Here is a 12,743-nt window from a genome sequence, read left to right on the forward strand (position 1 = left end):
ACCACTGTTGTCAGCGTTGGTGCAGAAAGGTATAAATACGATAAATTTGACTGGTTTTACCCTCCACCTAACTTACATGGATGAGCATTATGTTTGAAAAAGTTGTCGCGGCCCCTGCTGACCCTATTCTTGGTTTGACTGAAGAGTTTAAAAAAGACCCTCGCGCTGAGAAAATTAACCTGGGCGTTGGTATTTACAAAAATGAAGCAGGTCAAACCCCTGTTTTAGCCACCGTTAAAAAAGCAGAAGCAGCTCTACTTGAATCTGAAAAAACAAAATCTTATCTAACTATCGAAGGTACTGCAGAGTACGGTTTGGCAGTACAAAAACTGCTATTCGGTGCAGACTCAGACATCGTTACTAAACAGCTAGCAAAAACAGCTCAGGCGCCGGGCGGTACTGGTGCTCTACGTGTGGCGGGTGAGTTCATCAAACGTCAACTAGGTGATGTAAAAGTGTGGATCAGTAACCCAACTTGGGCGAACCACAACGGTGTGTTCTCTGCCGCTGGTCTGGAAGTTGCTCAATACTCTTACTACAACGCTGAAGCAAAAGACAAAGATTTCGCTGCTATGGTTGCAGACCTAGAGAAAGCCGCAGCGGGTGACGTTGTACTGCTACACGGATGCTGTCATAACCCTACAGGTATCGATCCAACAGCACAAGAGTGGGAAACGCTAGCAAAACTAGTGGCTGATAAAGGCCTTCTTCCTATGTTTGACTTTGCATACCAAGGTTTTGCAAAAGGCGTTGAAGAAGATGCTGAAGGTTTACGTATTTTCGCTAAGTACAACAGCGAAATTCTAGTCGCAAGCTCGTTCTCTAAAAACTTTGGTTTGTACAACGAGCGTGTGGGTGCTTTCACTCTAGTTGCACCTTCATCTGAAGTAGCAGAAACAGCTTTCTCTCAAGTTAAAGCTATCATCCGTTCTATCTACTCTAACCCACCAGCACACGGTGCAGCAGTAGTAACGCACATTCTTAACAACGCTGAATTGCGTGCAGAATGGGAAGCGGAAGTTGCGGAAATGCGTGAACGTATTCAAGAGATGCGTGAGCTGTTCGTAGCGACTCTGAAAGAGCAAGGTGTAACAGCCGACTTTAGCTTTATCGAACGTCAAAACGGTATGTTCTCTTTCTCTGGTCTAAACAAAGAGCAAGTGGCTCGTTTGAAAGAAGAGCTAGGCATCTACATCGTAGGTTCTGGCCGTATCAGCGTAGCAGGCATGACGAAGTCAAATATGCTTCCTCTTTGCCAAGGTATTAAAGCAGTACTTTAATCCTTATCAGACAAGTAAAAGCCGACCATAGGGTCGGCTTTTTTGTGCAGATTTTTTGAAACTAATAATTGAACTTGACTAGGATACCCGCTTCTCGAATCGATGAGTTTCGCTCACCATCTCGGTAAGAGATGAAACCACCGAGAGCAAACTTCGGATAGAAATAGTAATCACCGCTAAGTGTGTAGATATTTTCGTCCAGCCATTTGTTTCGAAGGGTCTCAGCAAACAGTGACGTTTCTAATTTTTCGGTAACAGCGTACCTTAAACCAAGGTCTACGCTATATACAAAGTCTGTTTCTTTATCGCCAGCATCTATTCTCAATGCACCAATTTTACCGTTGGTAACCAAATCCAGTTTATCAGCCAATAACCAGCGATAACCTAAACCAACTCTGAGTAGATAGTGATCAATAGTGACATTATTAGGGTGAACAAACCGAGAACCATAATCGGCACTCCAAAGAAGGTCACTATTATCAAACTTATGGTTTATTCCGATAACTGCTGCACTCGCATTGTCGCCATCAGTTGAATTAGAACGATATGAACCAGAACTGACACTACCATATGCATAGTCGTACTGAAGCGGAGTCGCTTCAGTTAGCTCATGTGAAAAAACAGATGAAGATAGCAACACCGACGAGATAAGTACTGCCCATTTTTTCATCAACAACTCCTTGAATTTCCTGCCTCACTCAAATTAGCTTAGTCGAATCTGGCAAAAGATTTTGAGATATCGCCATAGAATCTGCGTTCGAAGGAAAAGTCGTGTACAATTTATATTTTCTTGTGTTGACAGACTCTTACGTTCATTACGTCCACATAACGCATCTTTCAAGGAGCCTATATGGAAGCCGAGCTATCAGAAATTAAAAATTTCCTTAGCCAACACCTCCCTTTCTCTGAGTTACCAGAGGAAACTCTAGAAGACATCGCTCACCATATAGAAATTGCTTACTACAGACAGGACACACCGATCATCCATCTTGGCGATCATATCCAAGATCTGTATATGATTCGCAGTGGCACGGTTGAAGTCTATCGACGTAAAGGTGAACTCTATAACCGTTTAACCGAAGGCGGACTGTTCGGCCAGATGGGGTTACTCACCAACAATAAAGTTCGTTTCCCTGTTACCGCTATTGAAGACACGCTTGTTTATTGCATTCCAGAATCTGTTTTCCAGTCACTCTATGAAGACCACGATTCTTTTGCAGATTATGTAGAAGTAGAAGATAACGCTCGCCTTCGCCAAGCTGTGTCGAACAGCTCAGAACAAAATGACTTAACCACGTCAAAAGTAAAACGTATTTTGACTGGTGAAGCGCCTTACGTATTTAAAGATGCCACCATACAACAAGCAGCAATCAAAATGGCAGAGGAAAATGACTCTTCGCTGTTGGTGATCGACCCTGAAATCCTCGAAGATAACGAAGACGATCAAAGCCCGGTCATCGGCATCGTCACAGAAAAGGATTTGTGCCATCGAGTGTTGGCAACGGGTATTGATCATCAAGTACCTATTACTGATGTTATGACGTCAGAAGTCATGTTCTTAGATCACAACGCTTATGTTTATGAAGCGATGTTAATGATGCTTCGTTACAACGTGCATCACCTACCCGTAGTAAAAGACAAAAAGCCGATTGGCATTCTCAACATCACTGACATCATTCGTTACGAGTCCCAAAACTCGCTGTTACTGGTCAGTAGTATATTCCAACAAAACAGCGTCGAAGACTTAGCGACACTATCTAAGCAGGTTAAAGATGCCTTTGTCCGGCTTGTTAATGAGGACGCCAACTCCCATATGGTCGGTACGGCGATGTCGACCATTGGTCGCAGTTTTAAACAACGTATTTTGGAGCTGGCGGAAGAGACTTTTGGCCCTCCCCCTATTCCTTATTGCTTCTTGGCACTTGGTTCTATGGGAAGGGATGAACAACTCGTTGTTACCGATCAGGATAACGCCATCATTCTAGACGATAGCTACAATGAAGAAGCCCATGGCGAGTATTTTGCCAATCTAGCCAAGTTTGTGTGTGATGCTTTGGACCAGTGCGGTTACAGCTATTGCACCGGAGATATCATGGCGACCAATCCAATGTGGCGAATGACTCGTCAGGAATGGGAAGCATGCTTTGCAGATTGGATAGACAATCCGAACCCTAAAGCATTGCTGAATGCTTCCATATTCTTCGATTTAGACGGTGTTTATGGTCGTTTAAAGTGGGCAGAAATGCTTAACGGATTTATCGTTCGTCGCGCACGCAGGAACAATCGCTTTTTGGCTTGTTTGGCACGTAATGCATTAAACCGTACGCCACCTCTCGGCTTCTTCAAGAGTTTTGTCATGGAGAAAGATGGGCGCCACAACAACTCTATCAACCTTAAACGACGCGGTACGGCCCCTCTTGCGGACTTAATACGCGTGCACGCATTAGCGGTAGGGTCACGAGCTAAAAACTCATTTGAACGTCTCGACAACGTTATCGACGCAGGTATTTTGCCTAAAGGCAGAGGTGAAGACTTACGTGATGCACTTGAGTTCATCTCTATGGTCCGTATTCGCCACCAAGCGTTTGATGTAGAGAACGATATCGAAGCGGATAACAATATCGAACCTGAGAATCTTTCTGAATTTGAAAGACGTAACTTAAAAGATGCCTTCCAGATTCTAAGTAACGCTCAGAACTTCTTGAAATACCGCTATCAGGCCAGTAACAACTTTAAATAAGGGACACCATGAAACGTCTGTTTCAGGCGCCAAGTATTGACTGGCCCTACAAATATCAAAGTAAAAGGAACGTAGTGACTCACCCGTTACTGCAAAGCTTTTACCAATCAGAAATGACCGATGGCAATACACCCATTGGCGATATCGAGTTCATCGCGATGGATTTCGAGACCACAGGGCTGGACTCCGATAAAGACGATATCATCACCATTGGTATTGTGCCTTTTACTCTCAACCGTATTTATCTCAATCGAGCAAAGCACTGGATAGTGCGCCCAAGACAAAAACTGGATGAGAATTCGGTAGTGATACATGGCATAACTCACAGTGACATCATCGATGCTCCAGATCTGTCTGAGATTATGGAAGAAGTGCTCGCCGAGTTGTCAGGTAAAATTATGGTGGTTCATTATCGACACATCGAACGTGAATTTCTCGATAAAGCTTTAAAGCTCAGAATCGGAGAAGGCATCGAATTCCCCGTTGTGGATACTATGGAAATTGAATCGCTTATTCAGAAAAGAACCACCAACGGATTATGGAATAAATTAAGAGGTAGGAAACCAGAGTCGGTTCGCCTTGGGCAATCAAGAACTCGCTATGGTCTGCCCGCGTACACGCCTCACCATGCCCTGACAGACGCCGTCGCTACCGCAGAACTGTTCCAAGCCCAGATTGCTTATCATTACAACCCACTCCTAACTATCAGGACACTTTGGCGTTAATGTATGGACTGATGTTTGTTGTTTGCGATAACAAACAAGCACAAAAAAGCCGACTTTTCAGTCGGCTTTTGCTTTAGGTTGTGTCGCTTAACGTTTAAAGGTTTCAGTACGTAAACCCATCACTAAGCTGACACACATCAGCAATAGTACAAACGTAAATGGTAATGCAGTTGAAATCGCCCCAGCTTGCAGCGCTTGTACCGCTTCTGTACCACCAATCCAAAGCAATGCAATCGCAATCAGGCCTTCCATCATTGCCCAGAACACGCGTTGAGCGACAGGAGAGTCAAGCTTACCGCCAGCGGTAATACTATCAATAACCAATGAGCCTGAATCTGAAGAAGTGATAAAGAATACCAATACCAGAATAACCGCAATCATCGATAACACAGTACCGTAAGGTAAGCTATCAAACATCTGGAACATAGCCAGAGAAACATCTGTTAAGCCATGCGAACCGAGCTCACCAACTTTGTCGACAACTTGTTCAACAGCCAAACCACCAAATACAGACATCCAAATCAGAGTAACTACAGTTGGAACAATCAGAACCGCAGTAATAAATTCACGAATTGTACGGCCTCGAGATACGCGTGCGATAAACATACCTACAAATGGTGACCATGAAATCCACCAAGCCCAGTAGAACACAGTCCAGCCTTGGAACCACGCTTCGTCTGAACGACCGTGCGGATTACTTAGCGGAAGAATGTTTTCAATGTATGACATTAACGTGGTTGGAATCGAGGCAAATGTAACGGCGTAGCCAATCAGTGCTACTAGTATCAGTAGCAGGAACGCAACAACCATGTTGATGTTAGAAATAACTTTAACACCACCATCAATACCGCGGATAACAGAAATGGTCGCCAACAGTGTTACCACGATAATGACCGTTACCTGTAGCCCAATACCAGCGTCGATACCAAACACATGGTGAATACCACTCGCGGCTTGCTGTGCACCAAGACCTAACGACGTTGCAAGACCAAACAGAGTCGCAATTACCGCCAGAATATCCACAATGTGCCCTGCCCAACCCCATGCTCGATCACCGAGTATTGGGTAAAAGATAGAACGAATAGAAAGCGGCAGCCCCTTGTTATAACAGAAGAACGCTAGAGACAGAGCCACAACACCGTAAATTGCCCATGGGTGTAAACCCCAGTGGAACATGGTTGCACCCAGTGCAAGCTTAGCTGCTTCTGGTGAATTAGCCGCGACGCCAAGTGGTGTCTCGTACCATCCGGTAAAATAAGCAACAGGCTCAGCCACACTCCAGAACATCAAGCCTATACCCATACCCGCTGCAAATAGCATAGAGAGCCATGAGATAAAGGAATGATCTGCCACAGCATCATCACCACCCAAACGAATTTTACCGTATGGAGAGACAATTAGAGCCAAGCAGAAAAGAACAAAAATGTTACCTGCCCAAATAAATAGCCAGTCAAATGATCCAATGATCTGCCACTTCAGACCGTCCAATGCGGATTTAGCTGTATCTGCGTCAACAAATAAAATCGTCAATAAAAAGAGTAATATTAAGCCGGCGCTTATACCAAATACAGAGTTGTGGACATCAAATCCCCACTTCTGAACGTTGTCTTGACCTACCGTATAGTCGGTACTGTCAATACTGTATTTATCAATACCTTTTGTCATTTGTCCTCTCTTTGAATCAATCTAAATTGAACTCAAATAACTATGAGTAAGAAGTAAGTTCTTACTGAAGTCACAAAAATTACTTTGTACTCATAACTATTAACTCAACAATAAGAGGCCTACATTGTACACATGCCCATTTACAAATCTACAAACAGCTTAAAATAAACACAATATTAATATGAAATCACGTTTGAACGACCAATATTTCACCGCAAAACGCACAACCAATCGTTTGTGCACGAAACATTATTGCATTTTAAGCCACTTCTACATTGCCTCTTTGTAGAGATAAAAAGTATGACGTCTATGCTTTTCAATAACGTCTAACTGCGGTATTGTCGCGCTAGAAAATTACACCGCTTTTACTGGGTAGCTAACCGTGGAAAAACATGAAGAAGTTCTAGTGGCAATTCGCCAAATCATCAGAGCCATCGATCTACACTCTAAGAAGCTTAGCAAAGATGCTGGCTTAACGGGGCCACAACTTATTCTTATGCGTGCGATTCAAGAGTTAGGCGAAGTCACAATCCGAGAACTCTCCAAGCACACCAATATGAGTCAAGCCACTGCCACCACCATACTTGATCGTCTTGAGCGAAACGGTTACGTACAGCGTATTCGTAGCGTCGAAGACAAGCGTAAGGTTCATGCTCATCTCACCGAAACCGGAAAAGTATTGTTGGCCCAAGCTCCAGCACCGCTGCAAGAGAGCTTTGTTAAGCGTTTTCAAACCTTGGCAGATTGGGAACAAAGCTTATTACTCTCTTCCGTTCAAAGACTTTCTTCAATGATGAATGCTGAAAACATCGATGTCGCACCACTACTTGAAATCGGTAGTATCACTAAGAATGAAGAATAGATGATTTGATGAAAAAAGGTTGGGATATCCCAACCTTTTTTTATTTTTAATTACAGACAATTAAGTACAGTTATTCCAACAGACCGTGTTGCACCGCGTACTTAGCCAGTTCCGCAGTTGAGTGAATATCCAGCTTATGTTTGATATTTTGTCGATGCGTTTCAACGGTGCGATAACTAATGCTTAGTAGCGACGCAATTTTCTTACTACTACAGCCTTGAGCAACCAGCTTCAAAACGGCTTCTTCCCTACGGCTCAAAGGGTTAGGCTTATTCGCAGTAGGAGTAATCTCTCCGGTGAACAGAGTTTGGGTGACCGATTCGCAAAAATAGGTAGAACCTTGATTCACCGTTTTGATCGCCTGAACCATCTTAGAAGCTGAAATTTCTTTGAGCATATAACCGACGGCTCCTGCCTGCATCACTTTCATTATGTATTCGCGATTGTCATGCATAGTCAGCATCAGCACCTTTGCATCGGGTACTTCTTCTTTGATTAAGCGAGTCGCATCAATGCCATTCATTATCGGCATACTGACGTCCATCAATATAACGTCCGGTTGGTGTTGTTTCACCACATCCAGCGCTTCAAGACCGTTACTTGCAGTGGCGACAACTTTAATTTCTGGCTCCAATTCAAGACGCGCCATAAAACCTTCCAGTACCACCTGATGGTCATCGACAATGACAACTCTAATTGGTTTTTCCATACACTAATCCATCCAATCGCAATAACACGGTAATCTCTGTGCCAAAACCAGCTTCACTGATTAACTCAAACTCACCGCCAATAAACTCGACTCGCTCACGCATATTACGTAAACCTATGCCTCGTTTGTTAAGTGCTTCTTTAACGTTAAAACCAATACCATCATCCCTCACCATCAACTGAAGCATATTACCCATTTGATGGAGAATCACCGTTACCTTCTTCGCTTGTGAGTGTTTGCGAATATTATTTAGAGACTCCTGCACAACACGATATAAGGTTGTTGCCGCTTCTGACTTCAATTTCTCTGGTTTGGTATCAAACAAGGTCTCGATTTGAATACTTGAGTGCGCCTGAAAATCTTCCAGTAGTGTCACAAGCGCGGCTTGCAAGCCAATATCGTCCAATGCACTAGGGCGTAAATTGTGCGAAATACGCCGGACTTCATTAATTGCTGTCATCAACGATTGCTGCGCTTTTTCAACATGCAAAACTAAGGCATCCCCTTGCAGTTTATGATCGAGCAGCTCTAAATGACATTTACTCGATACCAGTAACTGGTTGATGCCATCATGAAGTTCACGTGCCAAATGTTTCTTTTCATCTTCCTGAAACATCACTGTTTTGTGTGCCAGTTCTTTTAAGTTCTTGTCTGCAAGACGATGTTCATGAAGGTTAATTGCCAGCGTTAACACAATAATCACAGCCACAGTCACGGCCAGAATCACCATCACTGAGAAGAAGGTTGTCTCAATATTCTTATTTATCGCTGATTGCATCGACGCGACTTCTTGCCTTACATCTTCGATATAGAGACCCGTGCCAACCATCCATTGCCATTTATCCAGCCAAGCTACATAGCTAAGTTTAGGTACAATCTCTTTGGTAGACGGCTTTTGCCATAAATACTGATGAAAACCGCCGCCTGACTGAGCCTGAAAAAGCAGTGCTTCAATCAAGAAGTCTCCTTCTTTATCCTGCAAGCGCAGTAAATCCTGGCCGATTAATTCTGGTTGGATTGGATGAACTAAATTGACACCTTTACCATCGTAGGCAAAAAAGTATCCGTCAGAGCCATAACGAAGCTTAGTCAGAATGGCTTTCACTTCTTCTTGCGCTTGTTCTGTAGTTAAAGAATCGCTGTTATAGATATGAGCAATCGAATCCAGTGCGAGGTCCACACTGTCTTTAAGCGCTGTTTCACGCGCTTTGATTAAATTGATGCGAAAAATTTCGACTTCACGCTGACCGAGTGTTTTCGCCTGATGAATAGAGATCCAACTAATACTTGCTGTCACAAGCAGCAGGGGCAATAACGTCAGTAGTATCAGTTTGGCTTTTAGAGGCATTCCGTTTCCCAAAGATCTCTATGCAAAAATAAAAACAGCTTACTGGTTATCGATAATTCGACAATCAGTAAGCTGCAATACTTTAGCAACTTCTAAGGTGTGTTTGACCAAATCGTTATACAACCAAGAATTGGATCACATTCCGTAGAATTCAGGGAAGACTAAAATCGATACCAACACCAGTATTTGAATCGCGATAAATGGCATTACACCTCGATAAATATCCATAGTGGTGACCGATTTCGGGGCAACCCCTTTTAAATAGAACAGACTAAAACCAAATGGCGGAGTTAAGAACGATGTCTGCAAGTTCATCGCCACTAAAATACCAAACCACGTCATTTCAATACCAAGTGTGCTCGCAACAGGCGCCAAAATCGGCACTATGATGAAACAGATTTCGACGAAATCGATAAAGAAGCCGAGAATCAAAATGACAATCATTGTCGCAATGAGGAAGCCCCACTTGTCACCGGGAATAGCTAACATCCACTCTTCGACTAAAATGTCGCCCCCTGTGTAGGTAAACGCCATTGAGAACGCAGTCGCACCAAGCAAAATTGCGAATACCATTGCAGTCACGTTTACGGTCTCTTTAGATGCTTCGTAAACCATCTTCCAGCTAAATTGACCATAAAGCATCGCAAGAATAAGAGCACCAGCACCACCCAATGCGGCAGACTCAGTTGGAGTGGCAACACCCGCAAAAATGGAACCAAGAACCACGATAATCAGTGCTAATGGCGGTATCACTGCTTTTAAAGCAGTGATCACTTCTTCTCTACGGGAAATCGAATCATCTCGACCAATAGGCATGGCCGCTTCTGGGTTCAATTTTGAGTAAATCAAAATGTAAACGATATAAGCGCCAACCAAAACCAAACCCGGCCACAATGCCGCTTGGAATAAGTCGCCGACAGGTACACCTAATACATCACCTAGCAAGATCAAAACGATCGAAGGTGGAATAATTTGCCCCAACGTTCCTGACGCACAAATCGTTCCGCACGCAAGGCCTTTGTCATAGTTGTATTTGAGCATAACAGGCAGAGAGATAAGTCCCATCGCCACGACTGATGCACCAACAACACCGGTTGATGCGGCAAGCAGAGCACCCACCAGCACGGTTGAAATAGCAATACCACCACGCACGCCACCAAACAGGCGTCCCATAGACTCCAGCAACTGCTCAGCTAAGCGTGTTTTTTGCAGTACCAAACCCATAAATACAAACAGCGGCACGGCCATCAACACGGTGTTTTGCATGATGGATTGAATTCGATATGGCATAAAAGCAAACATTTCGATGCCTTCCGCCCATACCCCAAATATCAGTGCGATTCCTCCGAAGGTAAAAGCAACGGGGAAACCTAAAAGTAGTGCAAACAGCGCTACAAAGAACATCACGATTCCGATCATTGTTTTTTCCTTTTACTTCGAATCTTTAAAGTTGGTATGCAAAAGCTGTGGGTTCACGATTCGGTTCAGCGAGTGCAGAATCATGCCGATACCACTCATTGCCATGAAGAAGAACGCCACTGAAATTAGGCTTTTAATAATCCATCGATAAGGTAAACCGCCTGGGTCACCTGAGGTTTCCCCAAGTTCATAACTCTCTTTGGCATAATCAATACCGAAGTAAGCCACCAGCAGGCAGAATGGTAGTAGCAGGATAAGAGTGCCTAGTAGATCGATGACCGCTTGCGCTTTGTTCGACAGTTGCTCGTAGAAGATGTCGACCCGAACATGACCACCCGCTTTTAGCGCATAAGGAATACCAAGCATGAACACGGCAGAGAACAGGTGCCATTCGAGCTCTTGAAAGGCAATAGATACGTCATTAAACGCGTATCGCATGACAACGTCGTAAACCACGTTCGCCACAAGCAGTACGAATAGAATGCTGGATAACCAACCAAGAAAATCGCTAATACGATTAAACAGTCTTTCGATATAGATGAGACTTCTCATTCCCGACTCCATGGAATTTGCAAATATGCTCCGCTTAACCCAGTGAATCCGGAATGAGCTAGCGGAGCTTAGTTATATTTTTCTTGGGCTTCTCAGCAGCTTTAAATTAAAACTACTGTGCTTCGTTGTTTAGGTACGCACGCATAGAGATATCCGTCCACTGGCGAACATCTTTCAGATAGTTTGCTTGTGACTCTTGAATCTCTTTCGCTAGTGGATCTTTAGCTGCGTGATCTGCAAGTAGGCGACCATTTGCATCACGAAGTGCTTTGATAACTTCAGGCGGGAAGTCTTTTACTTTTACGTCTGGATATTCAGTTTTAATTGAAACCCAGTTCTTACCACTTTCATGTACAGATTGTGCATACATGTCGTAAGCAGCCGTACGCATCGCAATACGCAAGATTTCACGTAGATCTTCAGGCAATTTTTCCCAAGTACGTTTGTTTACTAGGAACTGCAACTCAGTTGCTGGCTCATGCCAACCTGTGTAGTAGTAAGGAGCGATTTTGTGGAATCCCATGCGTAGGTCAAGAGACGGACCTACCCACTCAAGAGCGTCGATTGTGCGGCGTTCTAGAGATGTGTACAGTTCGCCCGGTGCAATGTTGGTTGGTTTTGCACCCAGCTCAGCCAATACTTCACCAGCAAAACCAGGTATACGCATTTTCAGACCTTGCAGATCTTCTAATGAATTGATTTCTTTTTGGAACCAACCACCCATCTGGATATCGGTATTACCGCCAGGGAATGAAAGCATGTTGTGAGGTTCATACACTTTCTCCATCAGCTCCATACCACCACCGTGATAGAACCAAGCATATTGCTCAGGTGCTGTCATACCGAAAGGCATAGATGTGAAGTAAAGCGTATTTGGAACCTTGCCCTTCCAGTAATAAGACGCTGAGTGACCCAAGTCATACTGACCTGATTTCACCATATCGAATACACCTAACGGCGCTTTGTGTTTATTCGCAGAGTCAATGCGAATTTGCAGGCGGCCGTTTGACATCTTTTCTGCCATTGCAGCCATATTTTTTGTTGTATCACCGAAAATCGGGAAGTTCGGGCCCCAAGTTTCAGCTAGTTTTAAGCGATACACTTTCTCATCAGCAGACGCTGATGTTGACAGCAAAGCAAAGCACGCTGTAAGCGCAACCATACTCGTTGTCATAACTCGTTTTACAGATTGATGAATCAGACTCATTGTTCACGTCCTTTTGTTATTGGTCAGTGCAGTGGTACTTCAGTAGCGCTTCAGTTCACTACATACTTTGGGTGAACTTTCATCAATAAAAAATGAGCATGATTACGCAAAGAAATAACATCAGCAGCGGTATATAAAACCATAGTCTTACGTAGTAATACGTAGGATATATAACTCCACCGTTCTATCTAATTCTTTTAAAAGGTATTTACATAGACTGGAATATTCGACCTCTG

The 12,743-nt window shown here is 43.7% G+C and carries 11 protein-coding genes; 4 read left to right on the forward strand and 7 right to left on the reverse strand.

The genetic code is table 11. The features are described from left to right. Positions 1-80: 80 nt before the first annotated feature. Positions 81-1,280: an amino acid aminotransferase gene (locus tag L3V23_RS00295; protein ID WP_276573982.1), complete on the forward strand. Its 1,200-nt coding sequence runs from the start codon at positions 81-83 to the stop codon at positions 1,278-1,280. Positions 1,281-1,341: 61 nt separating this feature from the next. Here L3V23_RS00295 and L3V23_RS00300 read toward each other — a convergent pair whose 3' ends face one another. Further along, a complete protein-coding gene (locus L3V23_RS00300; RefSeq protein ID WP_102963376.1) occupies positions 1,342-1,950 on the reverse strand; it encodes an Ail and OmpX in 609 nt (202 codons plus the stop codon). A 180-nt stretch (positions 1,951-2,130) separates the two neighbouring features. Here L3V23_RS00300 and L3V23_RS00305 point away from each other — a divergent pair, with 180 nt between their 5' ends. Next, positions 2,131-4,020 carry a DUF294 nucleotidyltransferase-like domain-containing protein gene (locus tag L3V23_RS00305; RefSeq protein WP_102965913.1) on the forward strand — a complete coding sequence of 630 codons (1,890 nt, stop codon included), beginning with the start codon at positions 2,131-2,133 and terminating at the stop codon, positions 4,018-4,020. An 8-nt stretch (positions 4,021-4,028) separates the two neighbouring features. Further along, complete coding sequence (locus tag L3V23_RS00310; RefSeq protein ID WP_042487664.1) at positions 4,029-4,745, forward strand: 3'-5' exonuclease; 717 nt, start codon at positions 4,029-4,031, stop codon at positions 4,743-4,745. A gap of 87 nt (positions 4,746-4,832) precedes the next feature. On the opposite strand, the gene L3V23_RS00315 is transcribed toward L3V23_RS00310, so the two are convergent. After that, entirely contained in the window at positions 4,833-6,410 is a 1,578-nt protein-coding gene (locus L3V23_RS00315) for a BCCT family transporter (protein ID WP_102965914.1), read from the reverse strand. A gap of 382 nt (positions 6,411-6,792) precedes the next feature. On the opposite strand from L3V23_RS00315, the gene L3V23_RS00320 reads away from it, so the two are divergent. Continuing rightward, entirely contained in the window at positions 6,793-7,272 is a 480-nt protein-coding gene (locus L3V23_RS00320) for a MarR family transcriptional regulator (protein ID WP_042487668.1), read from the forward strand. Between the two features lie 70 nt (positions 7,273-7,342). Here the strand turns inward: L3V23_RS00320 and L3V23_RS00325 are convergent, their stop codons facing one another. From L3V23_RS00325 to L3V23_RS00345, 5 genes are all read right to left on the reverse strand, one after another. Beyond that, complete coding sequence (locus tag L3V23_RS00325) at positions 7,343-7,981, reverse strand: response regulator transcription factor (protein ID WP_102953087.1); 639 nt, start codon at positions 7,979-7,981, stop codon at positions 7,343-7,345. Next, a complete protein-coding gene (locus tag L3V23_RS00330) occupies positions 7,965-9,329 on the reverse strand; it encodes a cache domain-containing protein (RefSeq protein WP_102965915.1) in 1,365 nt (454 codons plus the stop codon). Before L3V23_RS00330 ends, L3V23_RS00325 begins: the two co-directional genes overlap by 17 nt. A gap of 135 nt (positions 9,330-9,464) precedes the next feature. Next, positions 9,465-10,748 (reverse strand): TRAP transporter large permease subunit, encoded by a 1,284-nt coding sequence (locus L3V23_RS00335; protein WP_042487676.1) that lies wholly within the window; start codon positions 10,746-10,748, stop codon positions 9,465-9,467. A gap of 12 nt (positions 10,749-10,760) precedes the next feature. Then, on the reverse strand, positions 10,761-11,300 hold the full coding sequence (locus tag L3V23_RS00340) for a TRAP transporter small permease subunit (RefSeq protein WP_042487680.1): 540 nt from the start codon (positions 11,298-11,300) through the stop codon (positions 10,761-10,763). Between the two features lie 112 nt (positions 11,301-11,412). Beyond that, the gene (locus L3V23_RS00345; RefSeq protein WP_042487682.1) at positions 11,413-12,507 is read right to left on the reverse strand and encodes a TRAP transporter substrate-binding protein; all 1,095 of its coding nucleotides are present in this window, start codon (positions 12,505-12,507) and stop codon (positions 11,413-11,415) included. Positions 12,508-12,743: the final 236 nt, after the last annotated feature.

Origin of the sequence: Vibrio sp. A1-b2, from assembly GCF_021726015.1 — a bacterium.
Classification (GTDB): domain Bacteria; phylum Pseudomonadota; class Gammaproteobacteria; order Enterobacterales; family Vibrionaceae; genus Vibrio; species Vibrio diazotrophicus.

Excerpts from the sequence above, each read along its gene's own strand:
- L3V23_RS00335 (WP_042487676.1), bottom strand. The coding sequence starts at position 10,748 with ATGATCGGAATCGTGATGTTCTTTGTAGCGCTGTTTGCACTACTTTTA.
- L3V23_RS00305 (WP_102965913.1), top strand. The coding sequence starts at position 2,131 with ATGGAAGCCGAGCTATCAGAAATTAAAAATTTCCTTAGCCAACACCTC.
- L3V23_RS00345 (WP_042487682.1), bottom strand. The coding sequence starts at position 12,507 with ATGAGTCTGATTCATCAATCTGTAAAACGAGTTATGACAACGAGTATG.
- L3V23_RS00330 (WP_102965915.1), bottom strand. The coding sequence starts at position 9,329 with ATGCCTCTAAAAGCCAAACTGATACTACTGACGTTATTGCCCCTGCTG.
- L3V23_RS00325 (WP_102953087.1), bottom strand. The coding sequence starts at position 7,981 with ATGGAAAAACCAATTAGAGTTGTCATTGTCGATGACCATCAGGTGGTA.
- L3V23_RS00315 (WP_102965914.1), bottom strand. The coding sequence starts at position 6,410 with ATGACAAAAGGTATTGATAAATACAGTATTGACAGTACCGACTATACG.
- L3V23_RS00310 (WP_042487664.1), top strand. The coding sequence starts at position 4,029 with ATGAAACGTCTGTTTCAGGCGCCAAGTATTGACTGGCCCTACAAATAT.
- L3V23_RS00340 (WP_042487680.1), bottom strand. The coding sequence starts at position 11,300 with ATGAGAAGTCTCATCTATATCGAAAGACTGTTTAATCGTATTAGCGAT.
- L3V23_RS00295 (WP_276573982.1), top strand. The coding sequence starts at position 81 with ATGAGCATTATGTTTGAAAAAGTTGTCGCGGCCCCTGCTGACCCTATT.
- L3V23_RS00300 (WP_102963376.1), bottom strand. The coding sequence starts at position 1,950 with ATGAAAAAATGGGCAGTACTTATCTCGTCGGTGTTGCTATCTTCATCT.